The organism is Paraburkholderia sediminicola (assembly GCF_046027355.1).
Classification (GTDB): Bacteria; Pseudomonadota; Gammaproteobacteria; order Burkholderiales; family Burkholderiaceae; genus Paraburkholderia; species Paraburkholderia sediminicola_B.
The window spans coordinates 132250-156367 of record NZ_JAQQEK010000017.1 but is presented as its reverse complement, the minus strand read 5'-3'; the positions used below and the strand labels follow the sequence as shown (position 1 = coordinate 156367).

Annotated in this window: 19 protein-coding genes and 1 riboswitch; of the genes, 11 read left to right on the top strand and 8 right to left on the bottom strand. The window is 66.1% G+C overall.

The window, feature by feature from the left end; translation table 11 throughout:
• The first annotated feature begins 151 nt into the window (after positions 1 to 151).
• From PQR42_RS27000 to PQR42_RS26990, 3 genes are read left to right on the top strand one after another with little or no spacing between them, the layout of a single operon-like run.
• Positions 152 to 1294 (top strand): metallophosphoesterase family protein, encoded by a 1143-nt coding sequence (locus PQR42_RS27000; RefSeq protein WP_408388260.1) that lies wholly within the window; start codon positions 152 to 154, stop codon positions 1292 to 1294.
• The gene (locus PQR42_RS26995; RefSeq protein WP_408388258.1) at positions 1291 to 3915 is read left to right on the top strand and encodes an AAA family ATPase; all 2625 of its coding nucleotides are present in this window, start codon (positions 1291 to 1293) and stop codon (positions 3913 to 3915) included. Before PQR42_RS27000 ends, PQR42_RS26995 begins: the two co-directional genes overlap by 4 nt.
• A gap of 43 nt (positions 3916 to 3958) precedes the next feature.
• On the top strand, positions 3959 to 4783 hold the full coding sequence (locus PQR42_RS26990; protein ID WP_408388256.1) for an alpha/beta hydrolase: 825 nt from the start codon (positions 3959 to 3961) through the stop codon (positions 4781 to 4783).
• Between the two features lie 27 nt (positions 4784 to 4810).
• Here PQR42_RS26990 and cobJ read toward each other — a convergent pair whose 3' ends face one another.
• From cobJ to cobG, 4 genes are read right to left on the bottom strand one after another with little or no spacing between them, the layout of a single operon-like run.
• Positions 4811 to 6514 (bottom strand): precorrin-3B C(17)-methyltransferase, encoded by a 1704-nt coding sequence (cobJ, locus tag PQR42_RS26985; protein WP_408388298.1) that lies wholly within the window; start codon positions 6512 to 6514, stop codon positions 4811 to 4813.
• Entirely contained in the window at positions 6511 to 7242 is a 732-nt protein-coding gene (locus PQR42_RS26980) for a precorrin-2 C(20)-methyltransferase (RefSeq protein ID WP_408388254.1), read from the bottom strand. The genes cobJ and PQR42_RS26980 overlap by 4 nt, the downstream gene beginning before the upstream one ends.
• Entirely contained in the window at positions 7243 to 7869 is a 627-nt protein-coding gene (locus PQR42_RS26975) for a precorrin-8X methylmutase (protein WP_408388252.1), read from the bottom strand.
• Positions 7862 to 9430, bottom strand: coding sequence for a precorrin-3B synthase (gene cobG, locus PQR42_RS26970; protein ID WP_408388250.1), 1569 nt, complete (start codon positions 9428 to 9430; stop codon positions 7862 to 7864). Before cobG ends, PQR42_RS26975 begins: the two co-directional genes overlap by 8 nt.
• 84 nt (positions 9431 to 9514) lie before the next feature.
• A riboswitch (cobalamin riboswitch) is annotated at positions 9515 to 9693 on the bottom strand.
• An 84-nt stretch (positions 9694 to 9777) separates the two neighbouring features.
• Between cobG and cbiE the strand changes: the two genes are divergently transcribed.
• The 4 genes from cbiE to cobM are packed head-to-tail and all read left to right on the top strand — an operon-like array spanning position 9778 to position 13685.
• Positions 9778 to 11097 carry a precorrin-6y C5,15-methyltransferase (decarboxylating) subunit CbiE gene (gene cbiE / locus PQR42_RS26965; RefSeq protein ID WP_408388248.1) on the top strand — a complete coding sequence of 440 codons (1320 nt, stop codon included), beginning with the start codon at positions 9778 to 9780 and terminating at the stop codon, positions 11095 to 11097.
• Positions 11097 to 12194, top strand: coding sequence for a cobalt-precorrin-5B (C(1))-methyltransferase (locus PQR42_RS26960; RefSeq protein WP_408207603.1), 1098 nt, complete (start codon positions 11097 to 11099; stop codon positions 12192 to 12194). The genes cbiE and PQR42_RS26960 overlap by 1 nt, the downstream gene beginning before the upstream one ends.
• Positions 12191 to 12913 (top strand): cobalt-precorrin-6A reductase, encoded by a 723-nt coding sequence (locus tag PQR42_RS26955; protein WP_408388246.1) that lies wholly within the window; start codon positions 12191 to 12193, stop codon positions 12911 to 12913. Before PQR42_RS26960 ends, PQR42_RS26955 begins: the two co-directional genes overlap by 4 nt.
• 46 nt (positions 12914 to 12959) lie before the next feature.
• Positions 12960 to 13685 (top strand): precorrin-4 C(11)-methyltransferase, encoded by a 726-nt coding sequence (gene cobM, locus PQR42_RS26950; protein ID WP_408388244.1) that lies wholly within the window; start codon positions 12960 to 12962, stop codon positions 13683 to 13685.
• Positions 13686 to 13770: 85 nt separating this feature from the next.
• Here the strand turns inward: cobM and metE are convergent, their stop codons facing one another.
• The gene (metE, locus tag PQR42_RS26945) at positions 13771 to 16065 is read right to left on the bottom strand and encodes a 5-methyltetrahydropteroyltriglutamate--homocysteine S-methyltransferase (protein WP_408388242.1); all 2295 of its coding nucleotides are present in this window, start codon (positions 16063 to 16065) and stop codon (positions 13771 to 13773) included.
• A gap of 135 nt (positions 16066 to 16200) precedes the next feature.
• Between metE and PQR42_RS26940 the strand changes: the two genes are divergently transcribed.
• Positions 16201 to 17133 carry a LysR family transcriptional regulator gene (locus tag PQR42_RS26940; protein ID WP_408207595.1) on the top strand — a complete coding sequence of 311 codons (933 nt, stop codon included), beginning with the start codon at positions 16201 to 16203 and terminating at the stop codon, positions 17131 to 17133.
• 27 nt (positions 17134 to 17160) lie between these two features.
• On the opposite strand, the gene PQR42_RS26935 is transcribed toward PQR42_RS26940, so the two are convergent.
• Positions 17161 to 18270: a polyamine ABC transporter substrate-binding protein gene (locus PQR42_RS26935; protein ID WP_408388240.1), complete on the bottom strand. Its 1110-nt coding sequence runs from the start codon at positions 18268 to 18270 to the stop codon at positions 17161 to 17163.
• Positions 18271 to 18306: 36 nt separating this feature from the next.
• Positions 18307 to 19284 carry an agmatinase gene (gene speB / locus PQR42_RS26930; protein ID WP_408493990.1) on the bottom strand — a complete coding sequence of 326 codons (978 nt, stop codon included), beginning with the start codon at positions 19282 to 19284 and terminating at the stop codon, positions 18307 to 18309.
• A 189-nt stretch (positions 19285 to 19473) separates the two neighbouring features.
• Here speB and PQR42_RS26925 point away from each other — a divergent pair, with 189 nt between their 5' ends.
• The 3 genes from PQR42_RS26925 to PQR42_RS26915 all read left to right on the top strand — a co-directional run bounded on the left by PQR42_RS26925 (position 19474) and on the right by PQR42_RS26915 (position 22497).
• A complete protein-coding gene (locus PQR42_RS26925; protein ID WP_408388237.1) occupies positions 19474 to 20361 on the top strand; it encodes a LysR substrate-binding domain-containing protein in 888 nt (295 codons plus the stop codon).
• A gap of 115 nt (positions 20362 to 20476) precedes the next feature.
• Positions 20477 to 21370 (top strand): AraC family transcriptional regulator, encoded by an 894-nt coding sequence (locus PQR42_RS26920; RefSeq protein ID WP_408388235.1) that lies wholly within the window; start codon positions 20477 to 20479, stop codon positions 21368 to 21370.
• 2 nt (positions 21371 to 21372) lie between these two features.
• Positions 21373 to 22497 (top strand): alpha/beta hydrolase family protein, encoded by a 1125-nt coding sequence (locus PQR42_RS26915; protein ID WP_408388233.1) that lies wholly within the window; start codon positions 21373 to 21375, stop codon positions 22495 to 22497.
• 75 nt (positions 22498 to 22572) lie between these two features.
• On the opposite strand, the gene PQR42_RS26910 is transcribed toward PQR42_RS26915, so the two are convergent.
• Positions 22573 to 24066 (bottom strand): MDR family MFS transporter, encoded by a 1494-nt coding sequence (locus PQR42_RS26910; RefSeq protein WP_408388231.1) that lies wholly within the window; start codon positions 24064 to 24066, stop codon positions 22573 to 22575.
• Positions 24067 to 24118 lie beyond the last annotated feature (52 nt).

Sequence of the window (24118 nt, the reverse complement as noted above, 5' to 3'; positions counted from 1 at the left end):
AAACGCGAGTGTAGCGCCGCTCGCAGCGCATGGGCCAGGCCGCGCTGGCCGTCGAGGACTAGCTTTGCCGCGTGGGCACGGTAACATCTGCGGTTAGACTGCGCCGCCTTGCCCGGCGAGGCAGATTGCAATTGAACGGAAGGGAGGCACAGTGATCAGGTTTCTGCACACCGCGGACTGGCAGATCGGCACGCAATTCGGCCAGTTCAAGCCGGACGAAGCGGCGCATCTTGCCGAGGCGCGCTTCGAGACCGTGCGCCGGATCGCCACAGAAGCTACCGCGCGCAATGTCGACGCGGTGCTCGTGGCCGGCGACGTATTCGATCTGCAAACCGTGTCGGACACGGTGATCCGCCGTCTGTTCGGCGCGTTGCAAGCCTTCGCCGGGCCGTGGATCATGCTGCCGGGCAATCACGACGCCGCGCTCGTCGAGAGCGTGTGGACGCGCGCGCAGCGCTTGAACTGCATCGCGCCGAATGTGCGCGTGGTGCTCGAACCCGGCGTGGTGCTGCTGGACGCCTGCCGATGCGCGCTGCTGTGCGCGCCGCTCACGCAACGCATCACGTATGACGACACCACCGGTTTCTTCGACAGTACGGAGACGCCGCCCGGCTATCACCGCATCGGACTCGCGCACGGCAGCGTGAGCGGGATTCTGCAGGAAGGCATCGACTCGTCGAATCCGATCGCGCCGACGCGTGCGGCGAGTGCGCGTCTGGACTATCTGGCGCTCGGCGACTGGCACGGCCATCTGCGTGTCGATGAGCGCATCTGGTATGCGGGCACGCACGAGCAGGACCGCTTCCGCGCCAACGATCCGGGCTTCATGCTCGACGTCACGCTGACTGAGCCCGGCGCGTCGCCGGTGGTCGAGCCGGTGCGGGTCGGTCAATATCAATGGCATCGCTGGGACGAAACCATCGGCGTGCCGACCGACGTGGATTCGCTCAAGGCGCGCCTCGCCACGCTAGGCAGCCACGACGTGCTGCGTGTGACGGTCGGCGGCACGGCCGCGCTGGCCGACGCCGAAGCACTTCATGTCGCCGTGGAAGAAGCCCGCGCACGCGTGCGAGCCTTGCGCGTCGACCTGAGCGGCCTGCAAGTGCTGCCCACCGACGACGATCTCGCCGAACTCGGCGCGCAAAGCGGCTACCTCGCGAAAGTGGTGGCGCGTCTGCGTGGCTTGCAGGAAGACCCGCAGACCGACCCGCAAGAGGTCAAGTGTGCCGCGGAGGCATTACTGCTTCTGGCGCGTTTTCAACGTGAATTGCCGCGCGAAGCGAGGTCCGCATGAAGCTGCAAAGTATTGCGATTCAGGAGTTCAAGCAGTTCACCGGGAAGCTCGTCATCGACGATCTGCAGCCTGGTTTGAATCTCTTTGTCGGTCCGAACGAGGCCGGCAAGAGCACCATTGCCGAAGCCGTGCGCGCCGTGTTTCTGGAGCGCTACAAAGCCTCGCATCTGAAAGACCTGTTGCCGTGGGGCAAGGCGAGCGGGCAGCCGTCGGTGGAAGTGAGTTTCGATCTGGACGGCACGGCGTGCCGATTGTCGAAGCAATTCGTCACGCGCCAGCGCTGCGAGTTAAAGATCGGCCAGAGCGTATTTGGCGAAGATGAAGCCGAAGACAAGCTCTCGGCGTTGCTCGGTTTTTCGCGTCCCGCGCGTGGGCCGTTGAAGGCCGAGAACGCCGGGGTTCCGGGGCTGTTGTGGGTGCAGCAAGGCGGCACGCAGGAAGTGCGCGATTCCACCGGTCACGCGGCGCAGTATCTGCGCGATGCGCTGTCGCAACTGTCGGGCGGCCGCGAATCGGCCGGGGAGGATGCGCTGATCGCCGCCGTGCAGCGTGAGCTTCGGCAACTGCTCACCGCGCGTACGCAGAAGTCCACCGGGCCGCTTGCCGAAGCCGAACAAACGCTTGCCCGGTTGATCGAGGAGCGCAACGAACTGGAGCAACAGCGTCAACAGTTCGAGGAGAACATCGCGCGACTCGCCGCGCAGCAGGAGGCGTTCGATGACACGCAGCGCAAGCGTCCGTGGGAGCTTCATGAGCAGAAGGCCTTGCAGGCGCAATTCCGCGCCGACGCCGTCGCGCAACTCGAGAGCAGCCTGCAAGGCCTCGCGCAGTCGCTGAAGGCGAGCGAAGCCGAACTGGCGTTGCCGTTGCAACAGGAGCAGAACGCGACTGAGCTGGAAGCAGCCGTCGCGCGCGATCGGCAGCAACTCGACGCGCTGCGGGCGAGCGTCGCGGCGGTACAAGCCGAGCACGGGCATGCCGAGGCCAGCGTGACGCAATTCGAGCAGGCTTTCGCCGATGCCAACCGCGCGCTCGAACTGGCCAACGCGGCGGTGACTGCCGCCGATCTGCGCAGCCAGATTGGGCTCTATCGTGCCGAAAGCGAGCGGCTCGAAGCATCGATCGCCGCCGCCAGCAAAGCGAACGATGCCGTGCTCGAAGCCGCGCGCGAAGCCGCCACGCTCGAAATCGACGAGGCGACATTGAAGCGGCTCGCCACGCTCGGCAGCGAGCTGACCGTGCTGCGCGCCCGCACCGAAGCCGCGATGACGCGCATCGAATACCGCCTGAACAGCGCGATTTCCGTCGACGACGAACCGGTGAGCGGCGAAGGCGTGCTGCGTCTGGACGAGGAGAAGCGGATCGGCCTCGGCGCGCTCGGCGAATTGCGGGTGATTCCGGGTGTCTCCGATCTGCCGGCGCGCTTGTCCGAACTCGCGTCGCTCGAAGCCCGGCATGCGCAGTTGTTGCAGGCACTCGGCGTCGCGTCGCTCGGCGAAGGCGAAGCGAGACACGAGCGGTGGAAGGCGCAGGTCGCGCAGCAGAAAAGCCAGGCGAAGATTCTCGACGTGCACGCACCGCAAGGCATCGATGCGTTGCGCGCCGCGTCGGCAACGGCTGCGGCGCGCATGCAAGCGGCCAACGAGCGGCTCGCGGGTCTGCCTGACGTGTCGGCGGCGCAGCCGCTCGACGAAGCGCGCCGCAACGCCGAGATCGCGCGCGACGCGTTGGACGCCGCCCGCAAAGTCCTGACCCAGGCGGCCGATAAAAAATCGACCGGCATGGCGAATGAGGAATCGCTCGCGGCGCAGTTGCAGCGCAAGGAAGCGCAGTTGAGCGACGAAGCGTTCCGCCGCAATCGCGCGCAGTGGCAGACGAAAATCGTCGAACAACGCGTGCAGGTCGAGGCATTGCGCAAGCAGCGCGAAGGGCGTGAGCGCGAACTGGAAGCGGCGCGCCTCGACGATCCGGCGGCCGAGGCGAAGCGCTATCGCGCGTCGGCGGAACTCGCGCGCGGCGAGCAGAACGAGCGGCAAGTGAAGATCGCGGCATTGCGCAGTCAACTGGAGACGGTCGGCGCGTCCGGCCTCGGCGAGCGTCTGGCGGCGGTCGAGGCCAAGGTCGAGCAAGCGACGCGGCGCAAAGACGAACTCAGCTTGCGCGCAAGCGCGTTGAGTCTGCTCGACGAAGTGCTGGTCGACGAACGCGACGCCGCGGTGGCGCAATTGCGCGCGCCGTTGACCGAGCGGCTCGGGCACTATCTGAAGCGGATTTTCCCGCAATCGACGATCGCGCTCGGCGACGATCTCAGTCCCGCCACGCTGGACCGCTTTGGCCGCGCGGACACGCTCGACGCGCTGAGCTTCGGCACGCGCGAACAACTCGGCATTCTGACGCGGCTCGCCTACGCGGATCTGCTGAAAGCGTCGGGCCGGCCGACCTTGCTCATGCTCGACGACGCGGCGGTGCATACCGATGCCGCGCGGCGCGATGCGATCAAGCGCGCGCTGATCGACGCGGCCACGCGGCATCAGATTCTGGTGTTCACGTGCCACCCGGAGTTGTGGGACGATCTTGGCGTCAGGCAGCGGGCGATTGACGATCTGAAAGTGGCGGCCTAGCGCTCGTCAAACGCTTCCCTTCGACCAACGATTCAAGGACATCATGAGCGAGCTATTCCGAGGCATGGATCAAGCGGCGCTGCGTGCCGCCTACGACAACGTGGCGGCGGTCGAGGACGTCGCCGAACGCATGCTCGGCTTTCAGACGCGCAGCGCGGCGCTCTACGAGAGCGTGCCATGCCGGCGCGATATCGCGTATGGGCCGCGTTCCCGTCAGCGCTTCGACTGGTTGCCGTGCGGCCAGCCGGATGCGCCGATTTTCGTGTTCATCCACGGCGGTTACTGGCAGGCGCGCAGCAAGGAAGATTTCGCGTTCGTGGCGAGCGGGCCGCTCGCTCGCGGCTTCAACGTCGTGCTGGCCGAGTACACGTTGGCGCCGGAGGCGTCGATGACGGACATCGTCGGCGAAATCGAGGCGTTGCTGGCGGCGCTGGCTGACGATCGTGACGGACTCGGCACGCGCGGCCCCGTTTGCCTCGCGGGACACTCGGCGGGCGGGCAACTGAGTACGCATTTCCGGGCGCATGAAGGAGTCGTGCATGCCATGCCGATTAGCGCGCTGGTCGATCTGGAGCCGATCGCGATGTCGTGGCTGAACGACAAATTGCAACTCACGCCGCACGAGATCGAAGCCTATAGTCCGATGCGGCATATCGGTCGCGGCGTGCCGATGACCATCAGCGTCGGCACGGCGGAATTGCCGGAACTGATTCGCCACTCGGAGGAATATGCGGCGGCGTGTCGGCAGGCGGGCGAACGGGTGGAGTTCGTGCCTTTGCCTGGATGCAATCACTTCACGATTCTGGAAGATCTGGCGCGGCCGGACGGCGTGCAGATGCGGGCGCTGGTCACGGCGATGAAAACGTAGCGCGCAGGCTAACGTCAGCCTGTCCACTCATTTATACCAGCGCGGCGTATAAACCCACTCACCACCTTCGGCCGCGTTGCCAAACCGCCGCGTCGTGGACGAGCCCACGATCACCATCGTGCGCATATCCACATCGGACGAACGCAGTTCGCCTAGCGTGAGCGTGCGCAGCGTGCTGCCGGGTCGGCCGATGTCGCGGCCCAGCACCACCTGAGTCTGGGCCGCGCGATATTCCCGCACGATGTCCAGCGCTTTATCCAGTTGCCAGGGCCGGGCACGCGAAATCGGGTTATAGAACGCCATCACCAGGTCAGCTTGGGCCGCATGCCTCAGACGCGTTTCAATGATCGTCCAAGGCTTCAGATTGTCGGACAGCGACAGCATGCAGAAGTCATGACCCAACGGCGCACCGGCTTGCGCGGCGGTTGCCATCGCCGCCGATACGCCAGGCACGATCGCCAGTTCGACCGCTGCCCAGTCCGTGTTCTGCGACGCCTCCAACGCTTCGAGCACCGCCGCCGCCATCGCGAACACACCCGGATCGCCTGAGGACACCATCACCACGGAACGTCCCTCGCTCGCCAGTTCGAACGCATGTCGCGCGCGCTGCAGTTCCTCGCGATTGTCCGTGCCATGCGCGCGTTGGTCGGCGCGCAACGGGCCCGCCATCTTCACGTAGGTGTCGTAGCCGAGAATGTCGGTGGCGTTGTTGAGCGCCGTGCGAGCGGCCGGCACCATCAGGTCGGCGCTGCCGGGGCCGAGGCCGATCACGGTCAGACGGCCACGTGCGCGGCCGATCGTGTCCGGATCGATGGCGAGCGGCGCCAACGCCAGCGCGACGCCTGCCGCCGCATCGTTGTGCAGCGTCTCGTAGGGAATGCGTAGCGCGGCGTGCAGCAGGTTGGCCGGCGGCTCGCCATCTTCGGGGCGTGTCAACGCGAAACGCAATGGCACGTTGAGGTTCGCTGCGGCTTCTGCAAGCGCCGGTTCGGCCATGCGTTCAGACGAGGCCAGCAATGCCGCGAGCGACAGCGGCGCGAGACCCTGCGCGTCCAGCGCCTCGCGCACGCGCGCCACGATGTCGCCATCCACGGCCGTCACCGCCGCGACCACGCTGCGCGGATGAATCACCAGTTCATCCTCGCGTCCGTCCCATGCACGCGGCGTCACGCGAATCGCAAGACGCGCCGAGGCGGAGCGGGGTAGTTGCGCGTCGTCCAGCCACGGCGCCTCGCCTTCTATGCGCGTGCTTTCACCGGCCAGCAGATCCGACACGAAGCGCTTGCCCTGGCCGATGTCGGCGAGCGTATAGCCGTCGGGCGGATTGAGCACGCAGGTGCCGAAACGCAATTCGCCGCTCGTCGTGATGGCGGGCGGCACGGCCAGCATCGCGGCAATCTCGCGCGCCACCAGGTTGACGCCGGCGAGACCGCCGAGCAGCGGCACGACCGCGCTGCCGTCTTCGGCAACGGCGAGCACCGGCGGCTCGATGCCTTTGTTCGACAACGACGGCGCCAGGCAACGAATCACGATACCCGCCGCGCACAACGCGACGATCGGCGTACCGCGCGCATACAGTTCGCGCAGATGCGCACCGAGTTCGTTGTACGACACGTCCGCTTCCACGCGTCCCTGCAACGCATGCACCTGGCTATCGGCATATAGCGCCTGAATGCGCCGCGCCGTCGCCAACGCGCCCGTGCCGAGAATCACAATCGCGGGCACGCTCATCCTTGCCATTTTTCCCCCGGCACCACGAGCAGCGAAAAATACGGCGACGCCATCGGATCCACGTCGGCGAGCGGCACGATGCGCTGATTGCCCATCGTCGCGCGTTCGACGTAGAGCGCGCGGTCCGCGAGACCGAGTTCGCCGAGCACGCGCCGCACCTTGTCGAAATTGCGGCCGAGTTTCATCACGACGGCGGCGTCGGCATCGGCCAGACGGCGGCGCAATTCGTCTTCGGGCAACACGCCCGAGAGCACCGACAGGCTCTGATTGCGATACACCAGCGGCGCGCCGAGCACGGCGGCGCCGCCGAGCATCGAACACACGCCGGGCACCACTTCGCTCTCGTAGCGCGCCGCAAGCCGGTCGTGCAGATACATGTACGAGCCGTAGAAAAACGGATCGCCCTCGCAGATCACGGCGACGTCGCGGCCCGCGTCGAGGTGAGCGGCGACGACTTGCGCGGCGGTGTCGTAGAAGTCGGCGATGATCGCTTCATACGAAAGCGGCGGTTCGAGCGCTTCGGTGGTGACGGGATACACCAGCGGCAGATGCTGCTGTGCGTCGTGCAAATGCGCCTCGATGATGCTGAACGCGTTGCCTTTCTTGCCCTTCGCAACGAAGTACGCGACCACTGGCGACGCCTTCAGCAAACGCAGCGCTTTCAGCGTGATGAGTTCCGGGTCGCCGGGGCCGACACCGAGTCCGAACAAACGTCCTTGCGCCGTCATTTATTCGACCTCCGTGGCCAGCGCGTTCACGGCGGCTGCCGCCATCGCGCTGCCGCCGCGCCGGCCGTGCACCACCACGTAGGGCACGCCGCGGCTGTCGTCCGCGAGCATCGCTTTCGATTCGGCGGCGCCGACGAAGCCCACCGGAAACCCGAGAATCAGCGCGGGTTTGGGCGCGCCGGCGTCGAGCATGTCGAGCAGATGAAAGAGGGCGGTCGGCGCGTTGCCGATCACGACGACGCTGCCCGCCAGATACGGCCGCCACAATTCGAGCGCGGCCGCTGAGCGTGTATTGCCGAGTTCGCGTGCGAGCGACGGCACGTCCGGATGCGCGAGCGTGCAGATGACCTCGTTGTTTGCCGGCAGCCGCGCCCGCGTGATGCCTTGCGCGACCATGCCGGCATCGCACAGGATCGGCGCGCCTTGCGCGAGCGCCGCGCGGCCCGCTGCGCCCGCGTGTGTGGAAGACCGCAGATCGTCGATCACATCGACCATGCCGCACGCGTGGATCACGCGCACCGCGAGTTTCTCGAGGTCGGCGGGCACGCGCGACAAGTCGGCCTCCGCGCGAATCGTCGCGAAGGATTGGCGATAGATCTCCTGACCGTCGCGAATGTAATCAAGCATCGGTATTACTCCGGGCGAGGCGTTCGAGCATGTCGGCGGCCTCGCCGATCGTCAGTTGGCGCGCGACGCACTGGCCGAAGCCGGGCTGGCCGTCGCGTCGATAAAGGTCATAGAGGCCGGCCGCCGCGGCGAGCAGCGTGTACGGCGCGCAATGCGCGGCGGCGCACGAGCGCGAGCAGCCGCTCAGATGCACCTCAACGCCGGCAGGCAGGCGGACGGCGAGACGCAGCGCGTCGGCCTTGGTGTCGGCGAGGCCCTTCGCGCAGCCGGTTGATCCTGCGCAGGCGATCAGGCGTGTGATGGCTTGCGCGGGCTCGCAGGCGAGGCCGAGTTCGTTCAGGCCGGACAGCACTGTCGGGACGGTGTGTGTCGCGATGTCGGGCAGCAGCACGCTTTGCCAGGGTGTCAGGCGAAGCGTGCCGTTGCCGTGCTGTTGCGAAAGCGCGGCGAGGCCGTGCAAGGTGTCGGCTTTGAGGCGTCCGAGCGGCGGCTGGCCGCCGACGTGCCAGGTTTCGGGCACGCGTTGGGCGTGGGCGCCGAGGCGAAGGCTGGCGTCGGCTGATGTGCCGCGATGCCAGTTGGTCAGCTTCGCGTTTTGCGTCAGCGGGAAGTCGAGATACCGTTGAGCGTGATGCAGTAGCTTGTCGACGCAATGCGCGGCTAGCAGGTGACGCATGCGCGTGGCGTCGGCGGCGGCGAGGTCGAGGAATGTGAGGAGCAGCGCGCGTGCTAGAGCGGGGACTTGCGACGGCAGGATTGCGGCTAGTGCGCCTGTGCTGCCCGCGCGAGCTTTTTCAGCCGGGGCGAAAGGACCGCCGTGTTGGCTTTGCGATGGCGAGTCAGCGTTGCCCATTTCGCGCTCAGGCGGACACCCCGCCAGCCCGAACACGAACCGCACGCCATCCGCTTCTTGCGATGCCGCCAGCCACACATCGTGCGGGTGATCCACGCTAGCGAGTCGCTCGCCGCCGTCAAGCAGTAGCGCGAATTTCGGCGACAGCGCCGCGAAACGCGTGTCGCTTTGCAACATCGTGAGCAACTCGGCGCATAGCGGCTGCGTGTCGAACAGTGCGAACGGGTCGCGTCCGGCGGCGGGGCTGATCATCACGTTGCGCACGTCGTCGGCGGCGTGTGAGGCTGCGGTGAGGGTGCGGGCAACGTCGACGGCGTTCCCGGCTTCTGCGCTCGCAGCCCCGGTGTCCGCTGCATTCTCCGCCACCGTCCTATCCGCTGCACTCTCCGCGCCCGTCGCCGGTATCGGCCCGAGACCCGCGGCAACGAGCGCCGCAATCAACGCCGCCTCCTCGCCACGCTTCACCCCACGCACCTGCACATTCGCCCGATTGGTCAGCTCGATCACGCCGGCCGCGTACCGTGCGCTAGCCTGCGCGATCGCCCGAGCCTGCGCCGCGCGCAACTCACCACCCGGCAGCTTGATCCGGCAAATCCCACCGTCGCGCGCGGCGACGATGCGCAGCAGCCCCGGACACGCCGAGGGCCGCAGCGTGGCGGCCGCGTCGGACAAAACGGTGGAAGGCGAAGCTTGATTCAAGACGGACACCGGGTTTAGCGTCGCGCGACGGCCCGAGCAAGCCGCGAGGCGGGCATTGCTGCGGCATCGGTACACCCCGCCCGATGTTGGCTGGCACGAACAGTCTCGCCGGCAGGTCTCCTGGCTGGCAGGTCATGGTCCGCCGCGGCCTTCCCGGTCGAACCAGTGGCGTGGAGCGCAGGCGGACTCGCTGCATACAGTTGCGGGGGCAGCCACAGCGGCACTGTGTTCCCTCTTCGGCCCCGAAGGGCACCGGCGGCTGTATTATGCCTTTTTTCGAACAGCACAACGAGGCTGGACGCTTTGATCGGCGTGGCACAGCGCATTATTTGAAGACACAGAATGAGGATGGATGCATGCCGGCGTGGCTGACGGTGGTGGGCATAGGCGACGACGGCTTCGCCGGTTTGGGAAGGCCCGCGCGGCGTGCTTTGCTGGAAGCGTCGGTGGTGTACGGCGGCGAACGTCATCTGGCGATGCTGCCCGCGCGTCTCGCCGCGCGCCGTGCCGCGTGGCCGCGTCCGTTCGACCTCGCGCCTTTGCTGGCCGAGCGCGGCGGCGCCGTGTGCGTGCTGGCGAGCGGCGACCCGATGCTGTTCGGCGTCGGCGCGACGCTCGCGCGGCACCTGCCGGCGGGCGAGTTGCGGGTGCTGCCCGCGCCGTCGTCGTTGTCGCTGGCGGCCGCGCGGCTCGGCTGGCCGTTGCAGGACGTCGCGACGGTGTCGCTGGTGGGCCGGCCGTTACCCACGTTGAACGCGCATCTGCACGACGGCGCGCGCGTGTTCGTGCTGAGCGCGGACGGACGCACGCCAGCGGCGCTCGCGGAACTGCTGAGCGCACGCGGTTTCGGGGCGACCCGCATGAGCGTGCTGGAACACCTGGGCGGCGAGTTGGAACGGCGCATCGACGGCCGCGCGGATCAGTGGTCGGCAGGCGAGGTCGCCGCACTAAACCTGATCGCGCTCGAGTGCCGCGCCACCGAAGGCGCGCCGCGTCTGCCGCTGACCTGCGGTTTGCCCGACGACGCCTTTCGCCACGACGGCCAGTTGACCAAACGCGATGTCCGCGCCATCACGCTCGCGCGCCTCGCGCCGACGCCGGGCGAATTGCTGTGGGACGTGGGCGCGGGCAGCGGCTCGATCGGCATCGAATGGATGCGCGCGCATGCCACCTGCCGCGCCATTGCTATTGAAGGACACGCGGAGCGTCAGCGCTTCATCGAACACAATCGCGATGCGTTGGGTGTGCCGGGCTTGCAACTCGTGGCGGGGCGCGCGCCTGAGGCGTTGCAGGGGTTGCCGGTGCCGGATGCCGTGTTCATCGGCGGCGGCGCGACGGTGCCGGGCGTGCTGGAGGCTTGCTGGGCCCGTCTGCGCGAGGGCGGCCGGCTGGTCGCCAATGCGGTCACCTTGCAAGGCGAGGCGGCGTTGGCGGCATGGCGCGAGCGGCATGGCGGGACCTTGACGCGGATCGCGTTGGCGGACGCGCAACCGCTCGGCGGTTTCGATACGTGGCGGCAGGCGTTGCCGATCACGCTGCTGGAGGTGACGAAGCCGGCCGGTGGCGGAAGCGTGAACGCGATTCGAACCAATGAGGTGACCAACGCCACGAGTGATAAGAGCGCCCCGAGTGCCACAATCGGTACGAATCCCACGAACCCCGCCCAAGACCCCTGATGCGCGAAGAAACGCCCGAACAACCCGCGCCGCTGCGTAGCGGCTACACGACCGGCAGTTGCGCCACCGCGACGTCGCTGGCGGCGGCGCGTCTGTTGCTCGCGGGTGTCGTCAGCGAGGTCGCGGAAATCGTGTTGCCGAAGGGCCAGCATGTGCCGATGCCGCTGGTGTTCTGCCGCCTGATCGACAATGGCGACGGCGGCGCCGAAGCCGGTACGATCAAGGACGCCGGCGACGATCCCGACGTCACGCACGGCGCGGTCGTCTTCGCCCGCGTGCGCCTCGTCGCCGAACCGGGCGTGATATTTCGCGCGGGCCCGGGCGTCGGCACGGTGACGCGCGCGGGACTGACGCTGCCGGTCGGCGAACCCGCGATCAACCCGGTGCCGCGCAGAATGATGACCGAGCATCTGGCCGAACTCGCGGCGGAGCATGCGTACGGCGGCGGCTTCGAAGTGACGATCGGCGTGGAAGGCGGCGAAGCGCTCGCGCTGAAAACGATGAACCCGCGCCTGGGCATTCTCGGCGGCCTGTCGATCCTCGGCACCACCGGCATCGTGCGGCCTTTCTCGTGCTCGGCCTATATCGCATCGATTCATCAGGGCATCGACGTCGCGCGTGCGAACGGTTACACGCATCTCGCCGCCTGCACCGGCAACGCAAGCGAGGACGCGATGCGCGCGCACTACGGCCTGCCGGATATCGCGCTGATCGAAATGGGCGACTTCGTCGGCGCGGTGCTCAAGCATATGAAGCGCGCGCCGGTCGAGCGTCTGAGCGTGTGCGGCGGCTTCGGCAAGCTCAGCAAACTGGCGGCGGGGCATCTCGATCTGCACAGCCGCAATTCGAGCATCGACCTCGAACGGCTCGCGCAATGGGCCGCCGAGCATGGTGCCGACGACGCGCTTCAGGCAGCGATCCGCGCGGCGAATACAAGTCAGCAGGCGGTCGCGTTGGCGCGCGCACAGCAGGTGCCGCTCGGCGATATCGTCTGCCGGCATGCGCTGGCGGTCGCGCGCGAGATCGTGCCGCCGCAGGTCAACGTCGAAATGTTCGCGATCGATCGCCAGGGCTTGCTGATCGGAGCCGCGCAATGAAACGGATCTTGCTGCTCGGCGGCACCGGCGACGCGTTGCGGATCGCGCGGCAACTCGGCCCTGAGCACGTGTATAGTCTCGCCGGCCTCGGCAAGGTGCCGGACGATCTGACGTGTGCGGTGCGAGTCGGCGGCTTCGGCGGCAGCGAAGGCATGGCGCGTTACATCGAAGGCGAAGGCATTGGACTTGTGATCGACGCGACACACCCCTATGCCGCGCAAATCAGCGCGAATGCGGCGCAGGCGAGCCGCGCCGCGCGCGTGCCGTATTGGGCACTACGCCGTCCGGCCTGGCAGCCGCAAGCCGGCGACGATTGGCGCATGGTCGGCGACTGGAACCAACTCACGGATGCGCTGGCGCCGTTCAGAAAGCCGCTCTTCACGCTTGGCCGCGAACCGCTCGCGCATCTCGACGAGATTCCCCCGCATCAGTTCTGGACCGTGCGTTGTCTCGAAGCACACGCAGACACGCCGCGTGCGCGGATACTCGCGGCGCGCGGTCCGTTCACGCTGGAAGGCGAGCGCGCGCTGTTCGCCCTGCAAGCCTTCGACGTGGTGGTCAGCAAGAATAGCGGCGGCAACGCGACCGAGGCGAAACTCGAAGTCGCGCGTGAACGCGGTTTACCGGTCGTGATGTTGCGCCGACCTGAGTTGCCGGCGGCAGAGAGAGAATTCGAACGCGTGGCCGATCTGCTGGACGCGCTGCAAGCCGCAGCCTGAATCGCGCATGCATGCCATGCCGCCTCAACGAATCATGGAGTAGTGAATGACGGTGTTTTTTATCGGCGCGGGTCCAGGCGACCCTGAACTGATCACGGTGAAAGGGCAGCGCCTCGTGCGCAGCTGTCCGGTGATCCTGTACGCGGGTTCGCTCGTGCCGGCCGCGGTGCTCGAAGGTCACGCGGCGCGGCAGGTCGTCAACACCGCCGAGCTCGACCTCGATCGGATCGTCGCGTTGCTCGCGGCCGCGCACGACAAAGGCCAGGACGTGGCGCGCGTGCATTCCGGCGATCCGTCCTTATATGGCGCGATCGGCGAACAGATTCGCAGACTGCGCGAACTGAAGATTCCCTACGAGATCGTGCCGGGCGTCACCGCCACGGCGGCAAGCGCGGCGGCGCTGGGTTGCGAACTCACGCTGCCTGATATTTCGCAGACGCTGATTCTCACGCGCTTCGCGAGCAAAACCAGCATGCCCGAAGGCGAACAACTGGCCGACCTCGCCCGTCATCGCGCGACGATGGCGATTCACCTCGGCGTGCGGCATCTTGCACGCATCGTCGATGAATTGCGGCCGCATTACGGCGGCGCGTGTCCGATCGCGGTGATCTATCGCGCGAGTTGGCCCGACGAGGAGAAGATCACCGGCACGCTCGACGACATTGTCAGCAAGGTGCAGTCGGCGTCCATCGAGCGGACCGCGTTGATCCTGGTCGGACAGGTGCTCGCCGCGGAAGGCTTCGCGGACTCGACCCTGTACGCGAAAGACTGAACCGGCCTACGTGAAAAAGCCCAGCCGCGCACCATGACACAGTGCGCGGATGAGCAGTCAACGCCAGATCGACGGCCGATCCTTTTTACGCTGTCAATTCATCCGGTTGCCTCGCCGCCAGCTTCACACGCAATGCCTTGGCGGCCCGAACCATGTTCGTCAGCGCCGCTTCGGTTTCCGGCCAGCCGCGCGTCTTCAGCCCGCAATCCGGATTGACCCACAGGCGTTCGGCCGGAATCACCTCGCACGCGCGTACCAGCAGACGTTCCATCGCATCTGCGTCCGGCACGCGCGGCGAGTGGATATCATAGACACCCGGGCCGATTTCGTTCGGATATGCGAAGGCGCCGAAGCCGTCGAGCAGTTCCATCGCCGAACGCGAGGTTTCGATGGTGATCACGTCGGCATCCATTGCGGCGATCGACGGCAGAATGTCGTTGAACTCCGAATAGCACATATGCGTATGAATCTGCGTTTGATCGGCGACGCCCGCTGCTGAAATGCGGAACACACGCGTGGCCCATTCCAGATACGCGGCCCAATCGTCGCGACGCAACGGCAAGCCCTCGCGGAAAGCCGGTTCGTCGATCTGGATGATGCGAATGCCGGCCTTTTCCAGATCCACGACCTCGTCGCGGATCGCGAGCGCGAGTTGCAACGCGGTGGTCGAGCGCGGCTGGTCGTCACGCACGAACGACCATTGCAGCATCGTTACCGGACCGGTCAGCATGCCTTTCATCAGACGCTGCGTGAGCGATTGCGCGTAGCGCGTGGTCTCGACCGTCATCGGTTCGGGACGGTAGACGTCGCCGTAAATGATCGGCGGTTTCACGCAGCGCGAGCCGTAGCTCTGCACCCAGCCGTTTTCCGTGAACGCATAGCCCCACAACTGTTCGCCGAAATATTCGACCATGTCGTTGCGCTCGGCTTCGCCATGGACCAGCACGTCGAGACCCAACTCTTCCTGTTTGCGCACGGCGATCTCGATCTCGGCGCGCATGCGCTGCAGATAGTCGAGCGCGCGCAGTTCGCCGCGCTTGTAGGCGGCGCGCGCCTGGCGGATCGCCGGCGTTTGTGGGAACGAGCCAATCGTGGTGGTCGGCAGGAGCGGCAGGCCGAGCGCTTCGCGCTGCAGGCGATTGCGTTCGGCGAACGGGCTTTGCCGCTCGGCCATCGCGTTGCTGACCGCGGCCACGCGTTTTTGCACGAGCGCGTTGACCACCGCGCTGGAGTGGCGGCGTGTTTCGAGCGCGCGGTCGGTGGCGACGAGTGTGGCTTCGGCCGCGGCGGGATCGCGCAACGCGAGGGCGAGCGTGGCGACTTCGTCGAGTTTCTCGGTCGCGAAGGCGAGCCAGGATTTCAGATCCGCGTCGAGTTTCTTTTCCGCATCCAACGAGACCGGCACATGCAGCAACGAGCACGACGACGAAACCCACAAGCGTTCGCCGAATTCCGCATGCAAGGCCTGCAACGATTCGACGATCTCGCCGAGATCCGCGCGCCAGATATTGCGGCCATCGATCACGCCGGCCGACAACACCGCGTGCGCGGGCAAGGCCGCGCGCCACGCGTCGAGTTGTTGCGGGGCGCGCACCAGGTCGAGATGCACGCCGGCGACCGGCAGCGCGGCCACACGCGGCGCGTGCTCCGCGGCGCTTTCGAAGTACGTGGCCAGCAGCACTTTCACGCCCGACGTGCCGAGCACGTCGTACGCGGCGGAAAACGCGTCGAGCCATTCAGCGGGCAGATCGACGCACAGGACCGGCTCGTCGAGTTGCACCCATTCGATACCGCGCTGCTTGAGCTTCTCCAGCAGACGGCTGTAGCGGATCACGAGCTTCGGCAGCAACGACAAACGGTCGAAACCGGCGACATGGCTCTTCGACAGCCACAGGTAAGTGATCGGGCCGATCAGCACCGGCTTGACCGGCAGGTTCAGCGCGAGCGCTTCATCGATCTCCTCGAACAGCCACTCGACGCCGCCGTCGAAGCTCGTCTGCGGTCCCAGTTCGGGGACGAGGTAGTGGTAGTTCGTGTCGAACCATTTGGTCATTTCCATCGCCGGTTGCGCGGCGTTGCCGCGCGCGAGCTCGTAGTACTGGGCAAGCGACAGCGCCTTTGCATCGAAGCCGAAACGTTGCGGCAATGCGCCGAGCAGCGCGCTCAGATTGAGCATCTGGTCGTAGTAGGCGAAGTCGCCGACGGTGACGAAATCCAGCCTGGCGTCCTGCTGCAATTGCCAATGACGGGCGCGCAGTTCGCGCGCGACGCCACGCAGATACTGTTCGTCGGATTCGCCGCGCCAGAACGATTCCTGCGCGAATTTCAGTTCGCGTTGCGCGCCGATGCGAGGAAAGCCGGGGATATGCGTGCGGGCCATGTGAAGTCCTGTTGTGCGTTGTGTGAATTGGCGCCCAGTGTGAAAGTCGCGCTATGATTCATCAAGCGACATGTTTTCACCAACGTATGAGCCAGATTCATATCCACACTTATTCGTTTGAAGCGGAGCCATCGCATGCTTGAGCTTCGCCACTTGCGTTCGCTGATCGCCATTGCCGATTCGGGCAAGCTGGTGGCGGCCGCCGAGCGCGTGCATCTGAGCCAGTCGGCGCTCTCGCATCAGATTCGCGATATCGAGGCGCACTACGAGGTGTCGCTGTTCGAGCGCACCAAACAGGGCTTGCGCTTTACCGCCGCCGGCGAGCGGCTGCTGGCGCTCGGCCGCGAGACGATCGCGGCGGTGAGCGCGGCGGAGCGCGATCTCGTGCGCCTGAAGGGCGACACGCGCGGCGAGTTGCGGATCGTGCTGGAATGCCATACCTGCTTCGACTGGCTGATGCCGGTCATGGACGAATTCCGGCGGCGCTGGCCGGAAGTCGAAGTGGATCTGGTCGCCGGCTTCCACGCGGACCCGCTGCGCTTGCTGAGCGACGGCAAGGCCGATGTGGTGATTGGCTCGAAACCGGCCACGCGGCGTAGCCTGCATATCGCGCCGCTGTTCCGCTTCGAGATTCTGGTGGTGATGGCCAATGAGCACCGGTTGCGCAACAAACGTCGCGTGGTGTCGGACGATCTGCGCGACGAGACGTTGATCACCTATCCGGTGCCCGAGGCGCGCATCGATCTGATTCGCGAGGTGCTGGAGCCGGCCGGCATCAAGCTCGAACGCCGCACGGCGGAACTGACCATCGCCATCATGCAACTGGTGGCGAGCCGCCGCGGGATCGCGGCGCTGCCGAACTGGGGCGTGAAAAACTACGTCGATCACGATTACGTGCTGGCCAAACGCGTCGGCACGCAGGGACTGTGGAGCGAACTGTACGCGGTGGCCGCGAAAGGCTTCGCGAGCCGGCCGTATTTCGATGATTTCGTCACGATCGTGCGCGATACCTGCGCGGCGCAACTCGACGGCATCGAGTTGCTGACGGCCGAAGGCCAGGCGGCTTGACGCGCGCCCGCTTACTTCAGCGGCACATCACGAACCCGATTTCAACTGCGCCCACAAGCGGCCTTCCAGGCGCTTGATCTGCGCAGGCAAGGGCTTGAGCAAAAACAGCGTCTTCAGCACGGGCTCAGGCGGATACACGGTCGGGTCGTTGAGAATTTCCGGCCGCACGAATTTGCGCGCGGCGGCATCCGCGTTCGGATAGAACACGGCGTTGGTAATGTCGGCGTGCACCTCGGGGCGCTCGATATAATTGATCCAGTTGAGCGCCGCTTCGGGATGCGGCGCATCTTTCGGTATCGCCATCATGTCGAACCAGACCGGCGCGCCGCCTTGCGGAATGAAGTACTTGACCTCGTAGCGCTTGCCGGCTTCACGCGCGCGATGGCTCGCCATCGATACATCGCCCGACCAGCTCAGCGCGAAGCAGACGTCGTCGCCGGCCAGATCGTTGATGTAGCTCGTCGCGTTGAACTGCGTGATATACGGGCGGATCTTTTTCAGCGCGTCGTACGCGGCCTGATAGTCGGCCGGATTCTCGCTGTTGGGGTCGCGGCCGAGATAGTGCAGCGTGACCGCGAACACATCGGACGGCGCGTCGAGCACGGAGACGCCGCAACTCTTCAGCTTGCTCAAGTACTCGGGCTTGAACAGGATGTCCCAGTTATCGAGTGGCATCTCGCTGCCGAGAATCTTTTTCACGCGGGTGACGTTGTAGCCGAGCCCCGTCGTGCCCCACGCCCACGGCACCGCGTACTGATTGCCGGGGTCCGCGTCGGCGACGAGCTTCAGCAGATTGCCGTCGAGGTTCGCCAGATTCGGCAGCTTCGATTTGTCGAGCTTCTGATAGATGCCCGCTTCGATCTGCTTCGCGAGAAAGTTCGAGGTCGGCACCACGACGTCGTAGCCGGTGGATCCGGTCAGCAGTTTGGCCTGCAGGGTTTCGTCGCCGTCGTACACGTCGTAGCGCACGTGAATGCCGGACTCTTTCTCGAAGTTCGGCACGGTGTCTTTCGCGATGTAGTCCGCCCAGTTGTACAGGTTGAGCTGTTTTTCGTCGGCGTGCGAGGCGGCGCTGAATGCGCCGAGCAGTAGTGCGGCCAGCAGCGGTTTCATTGAAGTGTGGGGCATGTCGGTCATCTCGTCCGGAAAGAGTTCAACGGGCCACGGGCGCGCTTACAGGCGCGCGAGGCGTTGCAGCTTCTGATTGCGCATCAGGCATAGCATGTCCGAGGCGAGATGCGCCGCGGCGAGGGCGGTCACGTCGCTGTGGTCGTACGGCGGCGACACTTCCACCACGTCCGCGCCGACCAGATTCACAGCGCCCAGCGCGCGCACGATTTCCAGCGCCTGCGCCGAACTCAGGCCGCCCGCCACCGGCGTGCCCGTGCCGGGCGCGAAGGCGGGATCGAGACAGTCGATGTCGAAGGTGAGGTAAGTGGGCGCGCTGCCGACAATGGACAGCACTTCGTCGATCGTCGCTTGCGTGCCGTTGCGATGGACCCACGGCGCATCGAGAATGTGCACGCCCATGAAGTCGTCGTTCCACGTGCGAATGCCGATCTGCACCGAATGCGCGGGATCGATCAGCCCTTCGCGGATCGCCTTGTAGAACATCGTGCCGTGGTTCAGCGAATCGGGGTTGTCGTCCGGCCAGGTGTCGCAATGCGCGTCGAAATGGATCAGGCTCAGCGGCTTGCCGTATTTCTCGGCGTGCGCGACCAGCAATGGATACGTGATGTAGTGGTCGCCACCGAATGTCAGCATGCGCGTGCCGGCGGCGAGAATGCCGCGGGCGTGCGCGATGATCGCGTCGCGAATGCCCGACGGGTTGTGCGCGTCGAACCAGCAGTCGCCGTAGTCGACCACATTCAGATGGTCGAAAGGATCGACGCCCCACGGGAACGCGCCGAGTTCCGCCAGTTGTACGGAGGCGGCGCGCACGCCCGCCGGACCGAAGCGCGTGCCGGGGCGGAAGGTCGTGGCGAGATCGAGCGGAATGCCCGACACGGCGACGTCCACGCCTGTCAGATCACGCGAGTAGGGGCGACGCATGAATGACAGCACGCCTGCATAGGTCGGCGCGGCAGGCTGGCCGTCATCCTGGCCGGGGCTCTTTAAATACGGGTGCGGCGCGTTCAGATTCAGGGTCATACAGAGCTATCCAGTCGGTTGAATGAGGCGCCCGTCGCACAAATATTTCTCATGTCTGTCGTATGGCAAATTAGCGGCGAGTTATGCGTGACGGGCAACTGGGTCTATGATTGCGGGGAAAAATTCCGGCGAATAGCGAAGAATCTTGCTGGAAGTATCGATATTTCTAATATCTGACCTGAGCGAACCATGCGCAGACTTCCGCCCTTGCAAGCCTTGCTCGCCTTCGACGCCGCCGCGCGTCTCGGCAGCTTCACGCGCGCCGCGCAGGAACTGGCGCTGACGCAATCGGCGATCAGCCATCAGATCCAGCAACTCGAGGAGTGGACCGGGCAGCCGCTGTTTCGCCGCATCGGCCGCGGTGTGGCGCTGACGGCCGCCGGCACGCTATACGCGCAAACCGTGACGACGGCGCTCGCCACGCTTGCCGACGGGCGCGATCGCATCGAGCCGTACGGCAATCCGGATTCGGTGATTCTCGTGTGCGCGCCGCAATTCGCTTCAGGCTGGCTGATGCCGCGCATGCGTGTGTTCGCCGAGGCGTTGCCCAATCTGGAGCTCTGGCTCGTCACCGGCGAGGAAGTCAACGAGATCGATCGCGTGGATGTCGACCTGGTGGTGTCGGCGAAGGCAATCCGTACGCCGGAAGTCGTGTGCGAGCTGTTGCTCGAAGAAGCGGCCGTGGCGATCTGCGGACCGATGACGGCGCGCCGTCTGCGCGACGCGCCGTTTCCCGAGGTGTTGATGCAAGCGCCATTGCTGGTTCACGAGGCGCATCCCGAATGGGCGCCGTGGTTGCCCGAATTGAAGCGCGGCGGCTTGCGCACGCGCCGGGCGATGACGGTCAGTGATCCACGTTTTCTCGTAGCCGCTGCGGAACAGGAGGCGGGCATCGCGATGGTGTCGCGACTCGACGCGGGCGACGCGCTGACGAGCGGCCGCGTCGAAATTTTGCCGCAGGTGCCGGGCTTCGCGCTCGCGCCGCTCTGGCTGATGCGCTCCGCGCAACCGGCGCGTTCGGCTGCGGTGGACGCGGTTCATGCGTGGATGACCGGGCTATGCCGCGACGGAGCTTGATCACGGGCTGTCGCCAGGGGACCGGAACGGAGCATGAAACATCGCCGGCGCGCGCCGCCTAAAATTTCGCAAGCTCTGCACCGTCTTGCGGCCGCGACGCCGCTATCCTAGCGCCATGATGAAGCCCAGCACCGAACGTGATTACCGCCGACGGATCGCCCGCGTGGTCGAGGCAATTCTGCTCGAACCCGGTGCGCACCACACGCTGGAGAGCCTTGCCGCGGTGGCGCATCTGTCGCCGTTTCATTTTCATCGCGTCTACCGCGCGCTGACGGGCGAAAGCGTCGTGGAGACCGTGCAACGCCTGCGGCTTGCGCAAGCGGCGCAACGGCTGACCGATGCCGCCGCGTCGGTGACCACGGTCGCGCACGATGCCGGCTACAACAGCCCGCAGGCCTTCGCGCGCGCATTTCGTGGCTTCACCGGCGTTTCGCCGAGCGAGTTCAAGGCACGGCAGAAACGTCTGGCGGCGCCATGCACGGGCAGGGCGGCGGACGCACAACTCGCCGCGTCGAGGAACAACGCCCCGGCTCCGGCGCTGCCTGCCGTCGAACTCACGGAGATCGCGCCGTTCGATGTGCTCAGTCTTCGGCATGACGGGCCGGTCGCGACCATCGGCCAAACCTTTCGCTCGCTCATGACGATGCTGCATTGCGACGAAAACGCGGCGATGGATCAGCGCGTGGGCATCTGCGTGCGCGATCCCGCGGTGAAGGACAGTTTCAGTTATCGCGCGGCCATTGTCGCTGGCCCTTACGACGTGCCGGTCGAAGCGCGCGACGCAGTCGAACCGTTGCGGCTCGAAGGCGGACTGTATGCGGTGCATCGGCTGATCGGCCCGTATGCGCTGATCTCGCCGACCTTTCGCGCACTTTACGGCGGCTGGCTGCCGCAAAGCGGCTTTCTGCGCGACCGGCGTCCCGCGCTCGAGCTGTATCGCAATCCACTGGTCGCCGGTCTGCAGCAGACGTGCGTGACCGACCTGATGATCCCTATCCGCAAGGACTGACCATGTTTCGTGTGAGCTGTGCCGTCATCGCCAGGCTGGCGAGTGCGGCGGCGTTGTGCTGGGCGGGTGCCGTGCCGGCGGATCAGGCGGATTTGCATGTGGGTGAGACGACGCGGGTGTTTCATCCCGCCGTGGCCCGTAATTGGCGCGGGGCGAAGACCGAGGCGCTGGTGACGCGCATCTGGTATCCGGTCGACACGTCGGTGCCGCAGACGCCGCGCAAGATCGGCGCGCCCGGTCATCCGATCTTTCACGGCCACGCCGCCGCCGACGATGCGCCGCTGTCCACCGCGCGCGCAAGCTATCCGCTGCTGGTGCTGTCGCACGGCACGGGCGGCACCGCGGACAGTCTCGACTGGCTGGCGGCGTCGCTCGCCGCGCAAGGCTATATCGTGGCCGGCACCAATCATCCGGGTAACACCGCGGCGGCGCCGATGACCCGCGACGGCTTCATGCTCTGGTGGGAGCGCGCCACCGACGCGAGCGAAGTACTCGACGGCGTGCTCGCCGATCCGATGCTCGGGCCGCATGTGGACCGCGAGCGGATCGGCGCGGTGGGGTTCTCGCTGGGCGGTTACACGGTGCTCGAACTGGCGGGCGCGCGGACCAATCTGCAGGCGTTCGAGCGCTTCTGCACGTCACCCGAGGCTGACGCCATCTGCCATCCGCCGGAAGCGGCGCGGATTAGCGACGCATCGGGCGCGGCGCCCTTGACGCTCGACGATCTTTCGCCGGAGACCAAGGCGTCGCGCGCACGGTCCGGCGCTTCGTATCGCGATCCACGCGTCAAAGCCGTGTTCGCCATCGCGCCCGCGTTGGGTGAAGCCTTCGACAACGCCTCGTTTGCCGACGTCACGATTCCCGTCTCGCTGCTCGCGGGCGAGGCCGATGTCACCGCGCCCGTGGCCACCAACATTCATCGCATCGCGGGCTTGCTGCCCAAGGCGCATGTCGAGATGGTGCCGGGGGCGTCGCATTACACGTTTCTGGATACCTGTCTCGCCGACGTGGTCGCGCACCTCGCGGGCATTTGCCAGGACGGGCCGGGCGTCGATCGTGATGCGGTGCATGCGCTGGCTGCTGACCGGGCGATCCGCTTTTTCGCGGCGACGTTGCCCGCGCGCTGATGCAAGCAGCAGCGCCATCGTGCTATCGAGTTGAGCGCGACAGCGGGCAGTGCGCCGCCGCGCCCACCACGCCTGTCAATCCTCCAGCGGCGACAACGCCTCGATCGGCATCTTCTTCTCCGCGCCGATGCTGATCGCGGGCACGAACAACAGCAGCAGGACCACGAAGATCGCGATGACGAAGAGCGAGATGAACGTAAGGTGCAGCGATTGATGCAGCACCGTGCGGATCATCTCGCTGTCGCCGAGGCTGGCGGCCTGATTCTGCAGCAGCGCCTTCAACTGATCCGACGTCACCACGGCCACGCCCTTCGAATGACTGAGCCCGAAGTTGAGCACCGCGCCGAACAACGTCGCGCCCAACGTGCTGCCGAGATTGCGCGAGAACAGGTTCGACGCGGTGGCGCTGCCGCGTTCGTCCATGCGGACGATCTCCTGAATCAGCACCAGACAACTGACGCTCGAGGTGCCCATGCCGAAGCCCATGATGAGCGAACCGAACGCGGCGACGAGCGGCGAGCCGCCCGGCGACAGGAACAGCAGCAGCGCCGCGCCGAGCGGAATGGCCGCGCTGCCGCCGATCAGAATGCGCCGCAAGCCGATGCGATGAAACGACTTCGCCGCGAGCGTGGCGCCGGTCGGCCAGCCGACCATCATCATCGTCAGAGCCAGGCCGGCGATCACAGGTGAGCGGTTCAGCACGCCCTGCACGTACATCGGCAGGAACGTGGTGGCGCCCATCAGGATCATGCCGGACAGCAAGGTCGCGCCGTTGGAAGCGGCGATCGGCCGGCGGCTCCACAACGCGAAGGAGATCATCGGTTCAGCCGCGCGGCGCTCCTGCCACACGAACAGCAACACACACAGCACGAAGACGCCGCCCGCCATCGAGGCCTGCGCGACCTGGTCGTCGCCGGCGTAAGTGAGCGCCATCATGAGCGCGGCAATGGCCGCCATGAACAGCGCCGCGCCGCCGAAATCGATCGAGGGGCGCGCATGCCGTTCCGATTCGCGCAGGAACGCGATGAAGCCCGCCGCGGAGGCGAGCCCGATCGGCACGTTCATCCAGAAGATCCATGCCCACGACATGTTGTGAATGATGAAGCCGCCGACCATCGGGCCCACTACGGCAGAGATCGCCCAGACGCTCGCGAGATAGCCTTGCACCTTGCCGCGTTCGCGCGCGGGATAGAGATCGGCGACGATGGTCAGCGTGACCGGCTGGATCGCGCCCGCGCCGACGCCCTGAATCAGACGGAACGCGATCATGGCCGGCATCGACCAGGCGAAGCCGGCCAGCACCGAACCAATCAGGAAGATCGCGATGCCGGCCAGCATGACCGGCTTGCGGCCGTACAGGTCGGCGAGTTTGCCGAACACCACGGTCATCGCGGTTTGCGTCAGCAGGAACGACGAGAAGACCCAGCTATACAGATGCAGATCGCCGAGTTGCGCGACGATCTGAGGCATGGCGGTGGAAACGATGGTGGCTTCGATGGCGACCATCGCCATGGACGCCATCACGGCGGCAATGACGAGAGGACGCGACGATTGCGGGTTGCGGGACATGGGCCAGGAGTTAGTATTAGGATATAAGGCACGTCGGGCGGCGTGGCCATGG

Excerpts from the sequence above, each read along its gene's own strand:
- metE (WP_408388242.1), bottom strand. The coding sequence starts at position 16,065 with ATGGCCCGCACGCATATCCCCGGCTTTCCTCGCATCGGCGCGCAACGC.
- speB (WP_408493990.1), bottom strand. The coding sequence starts at position 19,284 with ATGACCCTGAATCTGAACGCGCCGCACCCGTATTTAAAGAGCCCCGGC.
- PQR42_RS26960 (WP_408207603.1), top strand. The coding sequence starts at position 11,097 with ATGCGCGAAGAAACGCCCGAACAACCCGCGCCGCTGCGTAGCGGCTAC.
- PQR42_RS26990 (WP_408388256.1), top strand. The coding sequence starts at position 3,959 with ATGAGCGAGCTATTCCGAGGCATGGATCAAGCGGCGCTGCGTGCCGCC.
- PQR42_RS26925 (WP_408388237.1), top strand. The coding sequence starts at position 19,474 with ATGCGCAGACTTCCGCCCTTGCAAGCCTTGCTCGCCTTCGACGCCGCC.
- PQR42_RS26955 (WP_408388246.1), top strand. The coding sequence starts at position 12,191 with ATGAAACGGATCTTGCTGCTCGGCGGCACCGGCGACGCGTTGCGGATC.
- PQR42_RS26995 (WP_408388258.1), top strand. The coding sequence starts at position 1,291 with ATGAAGCTGCAAAGTATTGCGATTCAGGAGTTCAAGCAGTTCACCGGG.
- PQR42_RS26915 (WP_408388233.1), top strand. The coding sequence starts at position 21,373 with ATGTTTCGTGTGAGCTGTGCCGTCATCGCCAGGCTGGCGAGTGCGGCG.
- PQR42_RS26935 (WP_408388240.1), bottom strand. The coding sequence starts at position 18,270 with ATGACCGACATGCCCCACACTTCAATGAAACCGCTGCTGGCCGCACTA.
- PQR42_RS26940 (WP_408207595.1), top strand. The coding sequence starts at position 16,201 with ATGCTTGAGCTTCGCCACTTGCGTTCGCTGATCGCCATTGCCGATTCG.
- cobJ (WP_408388298.1), bottom strand. The coding sequence starts at position 6,514 with ATGAGCGTGCCCGCGATTGTGATTCTCGGCACGGGCGCGTTGGCGACG.
- PQR42_RS26920 (WP_408388235.1), top strand. The coding sequence starts at position 20,477 with ATGATGAAGCCCAGCACCGAACGTGATTACCGCCGACGGATCGCCCGC.
- cobM (WP_408388244.1), top strand. The coding sequence starts at position 12,960 with ATGACGGTGTTTTTTATCGGCGCGGGTCCAGGCGACCCTGAACTGATC.
- PQR42_RS26980 (WP_408388254.1), bottom strand. The coding sequence starts at position 7,242 with ATGACGGCGCAAGGACGTTTGTTCGGACTCGGTGTCGGCCCCGGCGAC.
- cbiE (WP_408388248.1), top strand. The coding sequence starts at position 9,778 with ATGCCGGCGTGGCTGACGGTGGTGGGCATAGGCGACGACGGCTTCGCC.
- PQR42_RS26910 (WP_408388231.1), bottom strand. The coding sequence starts at position 24,066 with ATGTCCCGCAACCCGCAATCGTCGCGTCCTCTCGTCATTGCCGCCGTG.
- PQR42_RS26975 (WP_408388252.1), bottom strand. The coding sequence starts at position 7,869 with ATGCTTGATTACATTCGCGACGGTCAGGAGATCTATCGCCAATCCTTC.